Below are 16,729 nucleotides of genomic sequence, written 5' to 3'. Positions count from 1 at the left end.
GCCGACCCTTGACGCCCCCGGCGCCGAAGGCGCAATAATCATCACATGATGAATATCGACGAACCCCCTGCCGCGGAACCCCCTGCCATCGAGGCGAGGGACCTGACCGTCGTCCGAGGCCCCCGCACAGTCCTCCGCACCTTGAACTTCACCGTCCCGAAGGGACAGATCACCGGCCTCCTGGGCCCCTCAGGCTGCGGCAAGTCCACGCTCATGCGCGCAGCGGTAGGCACCCAGGCCAAGGTCACCGGCACCCTGAAGGTCCTCGGCCAACCGGCCGGCGCCCCCGGCCTCCGCTCCCGCATCGGCTACGTCACCCAAGCCCCCTCCGTCTACGACGACCTCACCGTCCGCCAGAACCTGGACTACTTCGCCGCAGTCCTGGACCCCGGCCGCGGCCCCGCCGCCCACCGCCGCCACGAACACGTCACCCGAGCCATCGACGACGTCGACCTGACGAGCCACGCCGACGCCCTCGCGGGCAACCTCTCCGGAGGCCAGCGCAGCCGCGTCTCCCTGGCGGTGGCCCTCCTCGGCGCCCCGGAGCTCCTCGTGCTCGACGAACCCACCGTCGGCCTCGACCCCGTACTCCGCCGCGACCTGTGGAACCTCTTCCACTCCATCGCCGCCGACCGAGGCACCACGATCCTCGTCTCCTCGCACGTCATGGACGAGGCCGAGCGCTGCCACCGCCTCCTCCTCATGCGCGAAGGCGAACTCCTCGCCGACGACACCCCGGAAGCCCTCCGCACCCGCACGGCCACCGAAACCGTCGAAGCCGCCTTCCTCCACCTCGTCGACAAGGCAATCGCCGCATCCAAGAACGCCTCCAGCAGCAACACCTCCACCGGGAGCCCCCGATGAACACCCACCGCACCCTCGCCACCGCGGCCCGTGTCCTGCGGCAGCTCCGCCACGACCCCCGCTCCATCGCGCTGATGCTGTTCGTCCCCTGCGTGATGCTGCTGCTCCTGCGCTACGTGTTCGACGGCAGCCCGCAGACCTTCGACTCCATCGGCGCCTCGCTCCTCGGCATCTTCCCCCTCATCACGATGTTCCTGGTGACCTCCATCGCCACCCTCCGCGAACGCACCTCAGGCACCCTCGAACGCCTCCTCGCGATGCCCCTGGCCAAGGGCGACCTCATCGCGGGCTACGCCCTCGCCTTCGGATTCCTCGCCGTCATCCAGTCGGTCCTCGCCACCGGCCTCGCCCTGTGGGCCCTCGGCCTCGACGTCACCGGCTCCGCCTGGCTGCTGCTCCTGGTCGCGCTCCTCGACGCCCTGCTCGGCACAGCACTCGGCCTCTTCGTCTCCGCCTTCGCGGCCTCCGAGTTCCAGGCCGTCCAGTTCATGCCGGCCGTGATCTTCCCTCAGCTCCTCCTCTGCGGCCTGTTCACCCCGCGCGACACCATGCATCCGGCTCTCGAAGCGATCTCCAATGTCCTCCCCATGTCGTACGCCGTGGACGGCATGAACGAAGTCCTCCGCCACTCCTCCGTCACCGGCGACTTCGTACGCGACGCCGTCATCGTCGCGAGCTGCGCCGTACTCGTCCTGGCCCTGGGCGCCGCCACCCTCCGCCGCCGCACGGCCTGACCCACCCAATGCGAGGATGGCCTCACCAAGCTGATGCGCTGACCCGCTCCACACCGAAGCGCAGACCCGCACCTGGAGGGTGACCCACACATGCCCCAGCCCGTCGCAGTCCTCGGCACCGGCAAGATCGGCGAAGCCCTCCTCAGCGGAATGATCCGGGCCGGCTGGGCCCCCGCCGACCTCCTGGTCACCACCCGCCGCTCCGAACGCGCCGCGGAACTGCGCACCCGCTACGGCGTGGACCCCGTCAGCAACGCCGACGCCGCCAAGCAGGCCGACACCCTCATCCTCGCCGTCAAGCCGCAGGACATGGGCCGCCTCCTCGACGAACTCGCCCCGCACATCACCCCCGACCGCCTGGTCATCAGCGCCGCCGCCGGTATCACCACCTCCTTCATCGAGGAGCGCCTCGCCGACAGCACCCCCGTCGTCCGCGTCATGCCCAACACCCCGGTCCTCGTGGACGAGGGCATGTCCGTCATCTCCGCCGGCAGCCACGCCACGGCCGCCCACCTCGCCCACACCGAAGCGATCTTCGGCGCTGTGGGCAAGACCCTGCGCGTCCCCGAGACCCAGCAGGACGCCTGCACCGCCCTCTCCGGCTCGGGCCCGGCGTACTTCTACTACCTGGTCGAAGCCATGACCGACGCCGGCATCCTCCTCGGCCTGCCCCGCGACAAGGCCCACGACCTCATCGTCCAGGCCGCGATCGGCGCCGCCGTGATGCTCCGCGACAGCGGCGAACACCCGGTCAAGCTCCGCGAGAACGTCACCTCCCCCGCAGGCACCACCATCAACGCCATCCGCGAACTCGAGAACCACGGCGTACGAGCAGCCCTCATCGCCGCCCTCGAAGCCGCCCGCGACCGCAGCCGCGAACTGGCCTCCGGCAACAACAGCTGACCGACCGGAGCCGGGGACCCGGGGCGCGCACGGGCCGCGCCCCGAACACGGCCCCGGCACACCCCGGAAAGCGGCCCGCCGCTACTCCACTTCGTTCACCGGCGGCAGCAGACCGATCGCGCGATAGGCGGTGTCCACCGTCGGCCTGGCCATCGCCCTGGCCCGCTCAGCTCCCCGCCGCAACACCTCCTCCACATACGCGGGATCAGCAACCAGCTCCTTGTGCTTCTCCTGCACGGGCCTCAGCATCTCCACCACGGCGTCGGCGGTGTCCTTCTTCAAAGCCCCGTACGACTCATATACACCGCTCAAGCCCTCGGGGTTCCCACCCTCACAGGACGCCAGGATCTCCAGCAGGTTCGAGATCCCCGGCTTGGTCTCCCGGTCGTACTCGACCTCGCTCCCGCTGTCCGTGACCGCGCGCAGGATCTTCTTCCGCACGACGTCCGGCTCGTCGAGCAGATAGACGATCCCGGCCCCCGCATCGCCGGACTTCCCCATCTTCGTCGTCGGATCCTGCAGATCCATGACCCTGGCCGCCACCTTGGGATACGTGGCCCGCGGCACCACGAACGTGTGTCCGTACCGCTGGTTGAACCGCACCGCCAGATCCCGGGTGAGCTCGACGTGCTGCACCTGGTCGTCCCCGACCGGCACCTGATCCGCCCCGTACGCCAGGATGTCCGCCGCCATCAGCACGGGATAGGTGAGCAGCGAAAGACGCACACTCCCGCCGCGGGCCCGCTCAAGCGCGGATTTCTCCTTGTACTGGATCATCCGCCGCATCTCGCCGTCCGTCGCGACGCACTCGAGCAGATACGAGAGCCGGGCGTGCTCGTCGACATGGCTCTGTACGAACACGGTGGCCCGCTCGGGATCGATCCCCGACGCGAGCAACAGCGTCGCCGCCTGCCGACTGAGCCTGCGCACCCGGCCGGGATCGTGGTCCACGGTCAGGGCGTGCAGATCGACGATGCTGAACAGCGACTCGGCGCGGTGCTGATCAACCTCTGCCCACTGGCGCACGGCGCCCAGGTAGTTGCCCAGGGTCAGATGCCCCGTCGGCTTGATCCCGCTGAAGATCCTCGTCATGTCTCCGCCTCCTGGTCAGGACCGTCGGCCCGACGACCGGGCTCCGGGTCCTCCAGGGGAGAAACAAGAAACGGCCGCCGAGTCGGCAGCCGTTGAGTACATGCGTATGTACGGCCGCCGTCAGGCGGCCCACCACAGCTGGGTGTGCGCATGCGTAGTCACGGCTCCTACAGTAGCCCTCGGGGGCCGCCGTGTACCGGGGTTGACACGCCCGGACCGCATACGTAGTGTTCTCCGAGTTGCCCGACGTGAGCGTCGACCCTTGGTCGGTCCCCGGGCAGCCATTCCGCAAGAACCATTCAAGCGATCGATGTCGTGTCTCTTCGATGACCCGTCGTCTGTTCGTTTTCATGCGCATTTGCGAAATGAGGAATCCGCGTTCGAAAGGACGCCCCGATTTGGATCGGGAGCCTGGATTCCGCTAAAGTCTCACTCGTCGGAACGGCCCAACAGCCGGGAAGACAAGCCCCGCTGACTGGGAATCAGGCCCGAAAGGATCTGGTAGAGTCGGAACCGCCGGAAAGGGAAACGCGAAAGCCGAAAGGCCGGAGCGGAAACCTGAAAGGCACCGAGGAAAATCGGACACGAAAGAGTCTGATAGAGTCGGAAACGCAAGAACGAAGAACAAAAAGAAACACCGAAGGGAAGCGCCCGGAGGAAAGCCCGAGAGGGTGAGTACAAAGGAAGCGTCCGTTCCTTGAGAACTCAACAGCGTGCCAAAAGTCAACGCCAGATATGTTGATACCCCGTCTCCGGCCGTCATGGTCGGGACGAGGTTCCTTTGAAGAAAACATCAGCGAGGACGCTGTGAACCGGAAGATTATTCCTCTTCCTGGTTCCGCTCAACGCGGATGTGCACCCGATTACGGGTAAACATTCACGGAGAGTTTGATCCTGGCTCAGGACGAACGCTGGCGGCGTGCTTAACACATGCAAGTCGAACGATGAAGCCCTTCGGGGTGGATTAGTGGCGAACGGGTGAGTAACACGTGGGCAATCTGCCCTGCACTCTGGGACAAGCCCTGGAAACGGGGTCTAATACCGGATGATATCCCCTCTCGCATGGGAGGGGGTTGAAAGCTCCGGCGGTGCAGGATGAGCCCGCGGCCTATCAGCTAGTTGGTGAGGTAGAAGCTCACCAAGGCGACGACGGGTAGCCGGCCTGAGAGGGCGACCGGCCACACTGGGACTGAGACACGGCCCAGACTCCTACGGGAGGCAGCAGTGGGGAATATTGCACAATGGGCGAAAGCCTGATGCAGCGACGCCGCGTGAGGGATGACGGCCTTCGGGTTGTAAACCTCTTTCAGCAGGGAAGAAGCGAAAGTGACGGTACCTGCAGAAGAAGCGCCGGCTAACTACGTGCCAGCAGCCGCGGTAATACGTAGGGCGCAAGCGTTGTCCGGAATTATTGGGCGTAAAGAGCTCGTAGGCGGCTTGTCACGTCGGTTGTGAAAGCCCGGGGCTTAACCCCGGGTCTGCAGTCGATACGGGCAGGCTAGAGTGTGGTAGGGAGATCGGAATTCCTGGTGTAGCGGTGAAATGCGCAGATATCAGGAGGAACACCGGTGGCGAAGGCGGATCTCTGGGCCATTACTGACGCTGAGGAGCGAAAGCGTGGGGAGCGAACAGGATTAGATACCCTGGTAGTCCACGCCGTAAACGGTGGGAACTAGGTGTTGGCGACATTCCACGTCGTCGGTGCCGCAGCTAACGCATTAAGTTCCCCGCCTGGGGAGTACGGCCGCAAGGCTAAAACTCAAAGGAATTGACGGGGGCCCGCACAAGCAGCGGAGCATGTGGCTTAATTCGACGCAACGCGAAGAACCTTACCAAGGCTTGACATATACCGGAAAGCATCAGAGATGGTGCCCCCCTTGTGGTCGGTATACAGGTGGTGCATGGCTGTCGTCAGCTCGTGTCGTGAGATGTTGGGTTAAGTCCCGCAACGAGCGCAACCCTTGTTCTGTGTTGCCAGCATGCCCTTCGGGGTGATGGGGACTCACAGGAGACTGCCGGGGTCAACTCGGAGGAAGGTGGGGACGACGTCAAGTCATCATGCCCCTTATGTCTTGGGCTGCACACGTGCTACAATGGCAGGTACAATGAGCTGCGAAGCCGCGAGGCGGAGCGAATCTCAAAAAGCCTGTCTCAGTTCGGATTGGGGTCTGCAACTCGACCCCATGAAGTCGGAGTTGCTAGTAATCGCAGATCAGCATTGCTGCGGTGAATACGTTCCCGGGCCTTGTACACACCGCCCGTCACGTCACGAAAGTCGGTAACACCCGAAGCCGGTGGCCCAACCCCTTGTGGGAGGGAGCTGTCGAAGGTGGGACTGGCGATTGGGACGAAGTCGTAACAAGGTAGCCGTACCGGAAGGTGCGGCTGGATCACCTCCTTTCTAAGGAGCATCTAGACTGCCAAGCTTGCTTGGTGGTCCAAGAGCCATAACGTCGGCAAATGTTCGACGGTGGTTAGCTCATGGGTGGAACGTTGACTATTCGGCACGATCGGTTAGGGACTGTAAGTACTGCTTCGGCGTGGAAAACAGAGTCTTGATTGGTCGGGCCGGGCACGCTGTTGGGTATCTGAGGGTACGGACTTGTTCCCGACCTCAATGCCGACCCCGGTGAAGCATCCTGGTAAGGGTGTGTGACGGGTGGTTGGTCGTTGTTTGAGAACTGCACAGTGGACGCGAGCATCTGTGGCCAAGTTTTTAAGGGCGCACGGTGGATGCCTTGGCACCAGGAACCGATGAAGGACGTGGGAGGCCACGATAGTCCCCGGGGAGTCGTCAACCAGGCTTTGATCCGGGGGTTTCCGAATGGGGAAACCCGGCAGTCGTCATGGGCTGTCACCCGCTGCTGAACACATAGGCAGTGTGGAGGGAACGCGGGGAAGTGAAACATCTCAGTACCCGCAGGAAGAGAAAACAACCGTGATTCCGGGAGTAGTGGCGAGCGAAACCGGATGAGGCCAAACCGTATACGTGTGAGACCCGGCAGGGGTTGCGTGTGCGGGGTTGTGGGATCTCTCTTTCACAGTCTGCCGGCTGTGAGACGAGTCAGAAACCGTTGGTGTAGGCGAAGGACATGCGAAAGGTCCGGCGTAGAGGGTAAGACCCCCGTAGTCGAAACATCAACGGCTCGTTTGAGAGACACCCAAGTAGCACGGGGCCCGAGAAATCCCGTGTGAATCTGGCGGGACCACCCGTTAAGCCTAAATATTCCCTGGTGACCGATAGCGGATAGTACCGTGAGGGAATGGTGAAAAGTACCGCGGGAGCGGAGTGAAATAGTACCTGAAACCGTGTGCCTACAAGCCGTGGGAGCGTCGCGTGCAGCACTTGTGCTGTACGTCGTGACTGCGTGCCTTTTGAAGAATGAGCCTGCGAGTTTGCGGTGCGTTGCGAGGTTAACCCGTGTGGGGAAGCCGTAGCGAAAGCGAGTCCGAATAGGGCGATTTAGTAGCGCGCTCAAGACCCGAAGCGGAGTGATCTAGCCATGGGCAGGTTGAAGCGGCTGTAAGAGGTCGTGGAGGACCGAACCCACCAGGGTTGAAAACCTGGGGGATGACCTGTGGTTAGGGGTGAAAGGCCAATCAAACTCCGTGATAGCTGGTTCTCCCCGAAATGCATTTAGGTGCAGCGTCGTGTGTTTCTTGCCGGAGGTAGAGCACTGGATAGGCGATGGGCCCTACCGGGTTACTGACCTTAGCCAAACTCCGAATGCCGGTAAGTGAGAGCGCGGCAGTGAGACTGTGGGGGATAAGCTCCATGGTCGAGAGGGAAACAGCCCAGAGCATCGACTAAGGCCCCTAAGCGTACGCTAAGTGGGAAAGGATGTGGAGTCGCAGAGACAACCAGGAGGTTGGCTTAGAAGCAGCCACCCTTGAAAGAGTGCGTAATAGCTCACTGGTCAAGTGATTCCGCGCCGACAATGTAGCGGGGCTCAAGCGTACCGCCGAAGTCGTGTCATTCCAGCATATAGGGCCAACGCCTGCTGGGATGGGTAGGGGAGCGTCGTGTGCCGGGTGAAGCTGCAGCGGAAGCTAGTGGTGGACGGTTCACGAGTGAGAATGCAGGCATGAGTAGCGATACATACGTGAGAAACGTGTGCGCCGATTGACTAAGGGTTCCTGGGTCAAGCTGATCTGCCCAGGGTAAGTCGGGACCTAAGGCGAGGCCGACAGGCGTAGTCGATGGATAACCGGTTGATATTCCGGTACCCGCTGTGAAGCGTCAAACATCGAGCCCATTAATGCTAAGGCCGTGAAGCCGTCTTGGAGCCTTCGGGCAAAGGGAAGTGGTGGAGCCGCCGACCCAAGGTGGTAGTAGGTGAGTGATGGGGTGACGCAGGAAGGTAGTCCAGCCCGGGCGGTGGTAGTCCCGGGGTAAGGGTGTAGCCCGTCATCTAGGTAAATCCGGATGACATGTGGGTGAGACCTGATGCCGAGCCGATTGTGGTGAAGTGGATGATCCTATGCTGTCGAGAAAAGCCTCTAGCGAGTTTCATGGCGGCCCGTACCCTAAACCGACTCAGGTGGTCAGGTAGAGAATACCGAGGCGTTCGGGTGAACTATGGTTAAGGAACTCGGCAAAATGCCCCCGTAACTTCGGGAGAAGGGGGGCCATCTTTGGTGATCGGATTTACTCCGTGAGCTGGGGGTGGCCGCAGAGACCAGCGAGAAGCGACTGTTTACTAAAAACACAGGTCCGTGCGAAGCCGTAAGGCGATGTATACGGACTGACGCCTGCCCGGTGCTGGAACGTTAAGGGGACCGGTTAGTGCACTTTCGGGTGTGCGAAGCTGAGAACTTAAGCGCCAGTAAACGGCGGTGGTAACTATAACCATCCTAAGGTAGCGAAATTCCTTGTCGGGTAAGTTCCGACCTGCACGAATGGCGTAACGACTTCTCGACTGTCTCAACCATAGGCCCGGTGAAATTGCACTACGAGTAAAGATGCTCGTTTCGCGCAGCAGGACGGAAAGACCCCGGGACCTTTACTACAGTTTGATATTGGTGTTCGGTTCGGCTTGTGTAGGATAGGTGGGAGACTTTGAAGCGGGCACGCCAGTGTTCGTGGAGTCAACGTTGAAATACCACTCTGGTCGTGCTGGATGTCTAACCTGGGTCCGTGATCCGGATCAGGGACAGTGTCTGATGGGTAGTTTAACTGGGGCGGTTGCCTCCTAAAGAGTAACGGAGGCGCCCAAAGGTTCCCTCAGCCTGGTTGGTAATCAGGTGTTGAGTGTAAGTGCACAAGGGAGCTTGACTGTGAGACCGACGGGTCGAGCAGGGACGAAAGTCGGGACTAGTGATCCGGCGGTGGCTTGTGGAAGCGCCGTCGCTCAACGGATAAAAGGTACCCCGGGGATAACAGGCTGATCTTCCCCAAGAGTCCATATCGACGGGATGGTTTGGCACCTCGATGTCGGCTCGTCGCATCCTGGGGCTGGAGTCGGTCCCAAGGGTTGGGCTGTTCGCCCATTAAAGCGGTACGCGAGCTGGGTTTAGAACGTCGTGAGACAGTTCGGTCCCTATCCGCTGTGCGCGTAGGAATATTGAGAAGGGCTGTCCCTAGTACGAGAGGACCGGGACGGACGAACCTCTGGTGTGCCAGTTGTCCTGCCAAGGGCATGGCTGGTTGGCTACGTTCGGAAAGGATAACCGCTGAAAGCATCTAAGCGGGAAGCCTGCTTCGAGATGAGTATTCCCACCCCCTTGAGGGGTTAAGGCTCCCAGTAGACGACTGGGTTGATAGGCCAGATCTGGAAGCCCGGCAACGGGTGGAGGTGACTGGTACTAATAGGCCGAGGGCTTGTCCTCAGTTGCTCGCGTCCACTGTGTTGGTTCTGAAACCACGAACAACCCCGTATGTCGGGCCACGACTACGGTGCGGTTGACAGTTTCATAGTGTTTCGGTGGTCATAGCGTGAGGGAAACGCCCGGTTACATTCCGAACCCGGAAGCTAAGCCTCACAGCGCCGATGGTACTGCAGGGGGGACCCTGTGGGAGAGTAGGACGCCGCCGAACTATTATTAACGGGAAACCCCCGCACCCTCTGGGTGCGGGGGTTTTCTGCGTTTAGGGTCGAGTTATGCGATACGACCTGGTCATCTTCGACAATGACGGCATCCTTGTGGACAGTGAGCCGCTTTCCAACACGATTCTTGCCGCCTATCTGACCGAGCTCGGGCACCCCACCACGTATGAGGACTCCCTCCGTGACTACATGGGGGCGGCCGTTCATCGCGTACACGATCTTGTTCTTGAGCGCAGTGGGCAGCGGTTGCCCGAGGATTTTGATGTGACCTTCCACGCTCGTGTCTTCGCCGCCTTCGAGCGGGAGCTTGAGCCTGTGGCGGGGGCCGTCGACGTACTGGAGAAGCTGGTGGCCGGTGGGGTGCCCTACTGCCTTGCCTCGTCCGGGAGCCATGAGCGGATTCGGGTGGGGCATCGGCGTACCGGGCTCGACCGGTGGTTCGGGGACGAGCGGATCTTCAGCTCCGAGGACGTGGGGCGGGGGAAGCCGGCGCCGGATCTCTTCCTCTACGCTGCCGAGCGCATGGGAGTGGCGCCCGAGAAGTGTGTGGTGGTCGAGGACAGTCCGTTGGGGGTGCGGGCCGCTGTGGCGGCGGGGATGGATGTGTACGGGTTCACCGCCATGACGCCGGCGGAGCGGCTCTCCGGGGCCACTGAACTCTTCGGGGACATGGGGGAGTTGGCTGACCTGCTCGTATGACGCGGGCCGGGGGTTCGGGCTGACATTTGTCATCGCGAGGTCCGGACGATCGTTTCTGTCGGCCGATGGGTCCTCGCGGCGAAGCTGAGTGCGTCGAGAACGAACGGGACGCACCCAGTGACAGTGACGACGGAGGACCGGACGCCATGAGCCAGCTCGCCACCCCAGCCTCGGACATAGCCACAGCAGCTGCTGACTCAGAAGGTTCGCGTCGGCAGTCGAGGTGGGAGTCGCTGAAGCCGCTCGTCCTGGACGCGGTCGTGCCCACAGCCTCGTACTACCTGCTCAGCAAGGGCTTTGGGATGAGCACGCTGGCGGCGCTCGCCTGGAGCAGTGTGGTGCCTGCCGGGCGGACGCTGTGGAGTCTGGTCAAGGAGCGCCAGGTCAACGGGCTCGCGGCGCTCATCCTGGCCGCCAACGTCGTGGGGCTGCTGCTCAGTCTGCTGGCCGGGGATCCGCGGCTGATGCTCGCCAAGGACAGTGGGATCACCGCGACGATCGGGATCGCTGTGCTTGTGTCCGTGGCTGCCGGGCGGCCGTTGATGACCGTCGGGCTCAAGCCCTGGGTCACCAAGGGGAATCCGGTGCGGACCGCGGCGTGGGAGCGGCTGATCGCCGAGCGGGGGCGGTTCGCGCGGATGGAGCGGATGTTCTCGGTGATGTGGGGCGTGGCGCTGTTCGGTGAGGCCGCGGTGCGGGCCGTGGGCGCCTACACGCTGCCCGTCGACACCATGGTGTGGCTCGGCGGCGTGATCGCCGGGGTCACCATCACGGCGACGGTCCTGGTGAGTGGTGCCCTGGTCGTCGATCCGATGGAGAAGAAGGTGACCGAGGAGATCACCCGGCAGGTGGCCGGGGAGGTCGCCGTGCTCGGGCGGTGACGGGGTGCCTCGCCTCGTCTCGGGGCGGGCCGTGGGGAATTGGGTGGGTGATCTATCTACCCACCGGTAGTCAGGGGTCCTACGCTCAGCAGCCATGACAGATGAGCTGCGGCGCGGCAGGGCCTCTTTGGCGTTCAGCTTCCTGGTGCAGGGCGTCACTTTCGCGCTCCTTGTGACGCGGATCCCCGCTATTCAGGATCAGTACGGGATATCCGACGGCCTGTTGCCGGTCTTCCTTGCCGCGGTGCCGATCCTCGCCGGGGTCGGGAGCGTCGGCACGGAGTGGCTGGTCAAGAGGGTGCCGCCCAGTCGTGTGCTGCGGTGGGCGCAGCCCGTGGTGCTCCTGGCGCTGCTCGGGGTCGGTGCCGGTGACACCCTGTGGCAAGTGGCCGTGGCACTGGGGGCGTTCGGGCTTTCGGTGGGGGCGCTCGACGCGTCCATGAACATGCTCGGGGTGAGCCTGCAGCGGGCGTCCGGGCGCAGCATCATGCTCGGCTTTCACGCGGCGTACAGCCTGGGCGGGATCATGGGGGCGTCGGCCGCGTGGGCGGGTGCGCACTGGGATCTGTCGCTCTTCGTGTCGTATCTGCCGGTGGTCGTGGTGCTGTTGCCGGCGGCGCTGGTGGGGAGTCGGTGGTACGTCGACGCCGATGCCGGCGCAGATGCGGCTGCCGCAGGTGAGGGGAAGGGCGGGCCGGTCGTCTTCAAGCTGCTCCTGCCGCTCTGCCTGGTGATGACCTTCGCGTACATCGGGGATTCGACGGTCTCCAACTGGAGCGCGAAGTATCTGCAGGACGTCCTGGGGAGTTCGGAGGAGGTCTCGACCGTCCCCTACAACGTCTACATGGTCATGACCCTGCTGGGGCGGGGGCTCGGGGACCTGGGCGTGCGGCGGTTCGGGGCCGTGGCGGTGGTGCGGGTCGGGTCGGTGGTGGGCGCGCTCGGGTTCGCGATCGTGGCGGTGGCGCCCGGGGCGTGGACCGGGATTCTGGGGTTCACGGTGCTCGGGCTCGGGCTGTGTGTGATCGTTCCGCAGACCTTCGCCGCGGCGGGGCGGCTCTTTCCCGGCGCTTCGGACGCCGCTGTCGCGCGGCTCAATGTCTTCAACTACGTGGGGTTCCTGATCGGTTCGCCGCTGGTGGGTGCGCTCGGGGATGCCTGGAACTACCGCGGGGCGATGCTCGTTCCCATGGTGTTGGTGCTCGTGACCTTGTTGTACGCCCGGTCTTTCGCCCCCGAGACGGACCGATACGGTGACGGGCATGAGCGGCCGCGCACAGCTGATGTGGGACGAGGCAGTAACGGGCTATGACTTCGGTCCTGAGCACCCCATGGACCCGGTCCGGCTCGCGCTGACCAGAAGCCTGGTCGGTGCCTTCGGGCTCGACCAGGAGTTGGACGTGGTCGCGGCCAAGCGTGCCGGTGACTCGACGCTGCGGCTCGTGCATCGCGAGGACTACGTGCAGGCGGTCAAGGCCGCTTCCGTCGATCCGGCGTCGGCGGACGGCAGTTATGGCCTCGGGACCCCGGACGATCCGGCCTTCGCGGGGATGCATGAGGTGTCGGCGCTGATCGCCGGGCAGTCGGTGGGTGCGGCCGAGGCGGTGTGGCGCGGGGAGGCGCTGCATGCCGTGAACTTCGCGGGTGGGCTGCATCATGCGATGCCGGGGTCCGCCTCGGGGTTCTGCATCTACAACGATGCCTCGCTGGCGATCGCGCGGCTGCTTGAACTGGGCGCGGAGCGGGTCGCGTACGTGGACGTGGACGTGCACCACGGGGACGGGGTGCAGGCGTCCTTCTGGGACGACCCGCGGGTTCTGACGATTTCGCTGCACGAGCATCCGCGGACGCTGTTTCCGCAGACCGGGTGGCCCGAGGAGACGGGTGCGGACTCCGTGGCGGAGGGGTCTGCCGTCAATGTCGCGCTGCCGGCGGGGACGGGGGATGCGGGGTGGCTGCGGGCGTTTCACGCGGTGGTGCCGGAGCTGCTCGCTGACTTTCGGCCGCAGGTCCTTGTCTCGCAGCATGGGGCTGACACGCACTTCGAGGATCCGCTCGCTCACCTCGCGGTTTCGCTCGATGCGCAGCGGGCGGTGCAGGTGGCCTGCCATGAGCTGGCGCATGCGTACGCCGATGGGCGGTGGGTCGCCCTGGGCGGGGGCGGGTACGCCGTGGTGGATGTGGTGCCGCGGTCCTGGACGCATCTGACCGCCATCGCCGCGGGGCGGGAGATCTTGCCTTCGGCGGATACTCCCGAGGCCTGGCGGCAGGAAGTCTTCGCGCGGACTCGGCAGTTGGCGCCTGCGCGGATGAGTGATGGGCGGTGGCCTGTCTCCTGGGCGGAGTGGGAGGACGGGTACGACCCTGCGGATCGGCTTGATCAGGCTGTGCTTGCTGCTCGCCGGGCGGCGTTTCCGTTGCGGGGGTTGTTGGCGTAGGGGGGGGCGGCCGTACTGGTTCGGGCTGGCCCTGCGGGGCTTTCCCCGATCCCGCCCCTTCCCGAAACTGGGGCTCCGCCCCAGACCCCGGCCGCTGGCGGGTCCACTGTTCATCGGTGCTCGGGAGCTTCGGTGTTGTGCCCACCCGTTCCGCCCTGCGGAACGCCTGCCCACAACGGTACGTCGTGTTAGCCCAACTGTGGGGGATTTCCGGGGTTTTGGGGCGGACGTCCGGCTGGTGCGTCAGCATCGTGCCGTGTTGAGCACCGGAGCATTGCGTGCGCATCTGTTGGCTGCCCGGTTGGCCGGGCCCGTGGCCACTACTCGGGAAGAGAGCCTGCGGAGCTATCGGCTCTTCGCGGCCCGGGACCCGCGGATACTGCTCGGGCTCGATCCCGAGTGGAGCTGGGGCCCCGGTGACTTGCTGGGGCTGATGGCGGACAAGTGCGGGGTCTCCGCCGACCCCGGGCACACCTCGGGGGTCGATGTCATCGACCCGGAGCGGACGTTGGCCGCGCTCGACGCCTTCGCCGAGAGGCTCGCGGACGCGGCGCGAAGGGGGCTTCCCGTGCTCTTCGGGACGGGTCATCCGCACCGCCTACTCGGCTTCTACGCCGCCCTGGCGGACGCTTTGTCGGCGGCCGGGTGCACCGTCCTCACCCCCGCGCAGGGCAGCAGTGTCGACATAACGACCCGGTTCGGTCTACGCACGTACAACCTTGACTACGTACAAGGAGTCGCGCTGGTGCGGGAACCCGGCGCGCGTCCCACCGGGAGTGAGACCGGCGCACATACCCACTCTCCACTCCCGGTTCGAGCCGCTCTCGCGGCCGCCGCGGAGGCTGAAGGACCGCTTCCAGAGCTCGTCATCGGGGACCACGGATGGGTCTGCGGGGCTGGTCAGCTGGGGTTTGAGGCGATCGGTCTGGCGGATACGGATGATCCCGCGCTGTTCGTCGGAGAGGTCGAGGGGCAGGTGTCCGTCGTCGTTCCGCTTGATGACGCTGTGCGGTCTGATTACTACCGACCGCTTACTCGCTATGTACTCAATCGAGCGTGTCTGTCACAGTAGGCGGCCGATCGCTACTCCTCTTCCCCACTCGCATCATCCGCCCCTAGTCTGGGGAGTGAGCGCGCAGCGACGAAGCGTCACCGGAAGGGGAAGCCGGTGCCCGTCATGTGCGGAAGGTTCAGGTGGGGTGTCATGGCTGCTGACCAGAGGCCGCTGAACGAGGTTCAGTTCTTGACCGTGGCGGAAGTCGCCTCGGTGATGCGAGTGTCCAAGATGACCGTGTACCGCTTGGTGCACAGCGGTCATCTGCCCGCCATCCGGGTCGGAAGGTCTTTCCGGGTCCCGGAGCAGGCGGTTCACGAGTACCTCCGCGAGTCCTATGTAGGGGTCGAGGCGGGCTGATCGGAGCCGGTCGATCCCCCTCGATTACGTCCCTCACCCGGGGGCGGGTAGGCTAGGCCGACGTAGGTCGTGTGGGCCCAGTCTGCTGCCCCGCACCGAGTGAAGAGAAGTGAGCGAGGGTAGTCGTGGGCTCTGTTATCAAGAAGCGGCGTAAGCGGATGGCCAAGAAGAAGCACCGCAAGCTGCTGAAGCGCACTCGCGTTCAGCGTCGCAACAAGAAGTAAGCGACAGCTGCACAGCGAGTCCCGAAGCCCTCCCGTCATCCGGCGGGAGGGCTTCGGCGTTTTGCGGGCCGCCTCAGGGGCACTCGGCGGGCACCCGCCGGGCACCCGCCGGGCACCCGCCGGGCGTCTTCCGGCCGGTTTTCGGGCCTCGCCGGATCGCCTGGGGGCTTGTTTCGAACGTATGCCCTGGGCAGGATGTGCGTCCCGATCCGGAGTACGTCCTGGTCTGGGCGTAGGGCCTGGTCCGGGCGGTTTGCTGTGGCTGTCGTCACTTCCTGCATCAGGCGGTCATCACAGCGCAACATCGACCCGCTAGCGTGTGCCGGGAGAGACATGATGGGGCGCGGCAGGACTTCGAGGGCTGGGGAAGGCAGGCGCTGATCTTGGGCAAGGTCGTGCTCGTGACCGGGGTGGCCCGGCAACTGGGCGGGCGGTTCGTCCGACGCGTCCTGAGGGACCCCGAGGTCGACCGGGTGGTCGCCGTGGACGCGGTCCCTCCTGAGCACCATCTGGGCGGCGCCGACTTCGTCCAGGCCGACATCCGGCAGCCCGCGATCGCCAAGGTGCTCGCCGAGTTCTCCGTCGACACGGTCGTGCACATGGACGTCACGGGCACGGCGCTGGCCGGCGGCAACCGCGGCTCGCTCAAGGAAACCAACGTCATCGGCACGATGCAGCTGCTCGGCGCCTGCCAGAAGTCGCCGACGGTGAAGCGGCTCGTGGTGAAGTCGAGCACGAATGTGTACGGCTCCGCGCCGCGCGATCCCGCGGTCTTCACCGAGACGACGCCGCCGAAGTCGCTGCCCAGCGGTGGCTTCGCCAAGGACACCGTCGAGGTCGAGGGGTACGTACGCGGATTCGCGCGCCGCCGCCCGGACGTGGCGGTCTGTGTGCTGCGCTTCGCGAACATCCTGGGGCCCGCCGCGGACTCCCCGCTCGCCGAGTACTTCTCGCTGCCGGTCCTGCCGACCGTCTTCGGCTACGACCCGCGGCTGCAGTTCGTGCACGAGGACGATGCGATCGAGGTCCTGCGCCTCGGGGCGCGCGACCCCGAGCGCGGCACGCTCAACAGCGGCACGTTCAACATCGCGGGTGACGGACTGCTGCTGCTCTCGCAGTGCTCGCGGCGCCTGGGGCGTCCGACGCTGCCGGTCTTCATGCCCGCGGTCACCTGGGTCGGCCAGGCGCTGCGCACCCTGGGCATGACGGACTTCTCGCCCGAGCAGATCAGGCTGCTCACCCACGGCCGGGTCGTGGCCACCCGGCAGATGCGCGAGACACTGGGCTTCAAGCCCAAGTACACGACCGCGGAGACCTTCGCGGATTTCGTACGCAGTCGGGGTCCGGGACTTCTGCCGCCGCAGGCCGTCGCGGGGGCCATCGACCGGATCGCCACGCTGCCCTTCGCGGGCAACCAGAGCGCCAACTGAGGA

The 16,729-nt window shown here is 64.7% G+C and carries 12 protein-coding genes and 3 rRNA genes; 14 read left to right on the top strand and 1 reads right to left on the bottom strand.

The window, feature by feature from the left end:
• The first annotated feature begins 45 nt into the window (after positions 1-45).
• The 3 genes from M4V62_RS19675 (at position 46) to proC (ending at position 2,501) form a co-directional block, all read left to right on the top strand.
• Positions 46-864 carry an ABC transporter ATP-binding protein gene (locus M4V62_RS19675; RefSeq protein WP_249588559.1) on the top strand — a complete coding sequence of 273 codons (819 nt, stop codon included), beginning with the start codon at positions 46-48 and terminating at the stop codon, positions 862-864.
• A complete protein-coding gene (locus tag M4V62_RS19670; protein WP_249588558.1) occupies positions 861-1,598 on the top strand; it encodes an ABC transporter permease in 738 nt (245 codons plus the stop codon). Before M4V62_RS19675 ends, M4V62_RS19670 begins: the two co-directional genes overlap by 4 nt.
• A 90-nt stretch (positions 1,599-1,688) precedes the next feature.
• Complete coding sequence (proC, locus tag M4V62_RS19665) at positions 1,689-2,501, top strand: pyrroline-5-carboxylate reductase (protein ID WP_249588557.1); 813 nt, start codon at positions 1,689-1,691, stop codon at positions 2,499-2,501.
• A gap of 81 nt (positions 2,502-2,582) precedes the next feature.
• Here the strand turns inward: proC and trpS are convergent, their stop codons facing one another.
• On the bottom strand, positions 2,583-3,593 hold the full coding sequence (trpS, locus tag M4V62_RS19660; RefSeq protein ID WP_249588556.1) for a tryptophan--tRNA ligase: 1,011 nt from the start codon (positions 3,591-3,593) through the stop codon (positions 2,583-2,585).
• A gap of 876 nt (positions 3,594-4,469) precedes the next feature.
• Here trpS and M4V62_RS19655 point away from each other — a divergent pair.
• The 11 genes from M4V62_RS19655 to M4V62_RS19605 all read left to right on the top strand — a co-directional run bounded on the left by M4V62_RS19655 (position 4,470) and on the right by M4V62_RS19605 (position 16,726).
• Positions 4,470-5,994 (top strand): 16S ribosomal RNA (locus tag M4V62_RS19655).
• Positions 5,995-6,299: 305 nt separating this feature from the next.
• Positions 6,300-9,422, top strand: a 23S ribosomal RNA gene (locus M4V62_RS19650).
• Between the two features lie 91 nt (positions 9,423-9,513).
• Positions 9,514-9,630 (top strand): 5S ribosomal RNA (rrf, locus tag M4V62_RS19645).
• Together the 16S, 23S and 5S rRNA genes form the textbook arrangement of a ribosomal RNA operon.
• 64 nt (positions 9,631-9,694) lie before the next feature.
• Entirely contained in the window at positions 9,695-10,339 is a 645-nt protein-coding gene (locus tag M4V62_RS19640) for an HAD family hydrolase (RefSeq protein WP_249588555.1), read from the top strand.
• Positions 10,340-10,485: 146 nt separating this feature from the next.
• Positions 10,486-11,220, top strand: coding sequence for a VC0807 family protein (locus M4V62_RS19635; protein ID WP_249588554.1), 735 nt, complete (start codon positions 10,486-10,488; stop codon positions 11,218-11,220).
• Positions 11,221-11,314: 94 nt separating this feature from the next.
• The gene (locus tag M4V62_RS19630) at positions 11,315-12,532 is read left to right on the top strand and encodes an MFS transporter (protein WP_249588553.1); all 1,218 of its coding nucleotides are present in this window, start codon (positions 11,315-11,317) and stop codon (positions 12,530-12,532) included.
• Positions 12,483-13,658, top strand: coding sequence for an acetoin utilization protein AcuC (locus M4V62_RS19625; RefSeq protein ID WP_249588552.1), 1,176 nt, complete (start codon positions 12,483-12,485; stop codon positions 13,656-13,658). The genes M4V62_RS19630 and M4V62_RS19625 overlap by 50 nt, the downstream gene beginning before the upstream one ends.
• A 256-nt stretch (positions 13,659-13,914) precedes the next feature.
• On the top strand, positions 13,915-14,730 hold the full coding sequence (locus tag M4V62_RS19620) for a phosphatase (protein ID WP_249588551.1): 816 nt from the start codon (positions 13,915-13,917) through the stop codon (positions 14,728-14,730).
• Between the two features lie 132 nt (positions 14,731-14,862).
• Positions 14,863-15,072, top strand: coding sequence for a helix-turn-helix domain-containing protein (locus M4V62_RS19615; RefSeq protein WP_157869005.1), 210 nt, complete (start codon positions 14,863-14,865; stop codon positions 15,070-15,072).
• A gap of 125 nt (positions 15,073-15,197) precedes the next feature.
• Entirely contained in the window at positions 15,198-15,296 is a 99-nt protein-coding gene (locus tag M4V62_RS19610) for a 30S ribosomal protein bS22 (RefSeq protein WP_003948845.1), read from the top strand.
• Between the two features lie 383 nt (positions 15,297-15,679).
• Entirely contained in the window at positions 15,680-16,726 is a 1,047-nt protein-coding gene (locus M4V62_RS19605) for an NAD-dependent epimerase/dehydratase family protein (RefSeq protein WP_249588550.1), read from the top strand.
• Positions 16,727-16,729: the final 3 nt, after the last annotated feature.

The sequence above is a fragment of the Streptomyces durmitorensis genome (assembly GCF_023498005.1).
GTDB classification, from domain to species: domain Bacteria; phylum Actinomycetota; class Actinomycetes; order Streptomycetales; family Streptomycetaceae; genus Streptomyces; species Streptomyces durmitorensis.
Note: the sequence above shows the minus strand (reverse complement) of the source record. Positions and strands in the feature narration are given on the sequence as shown.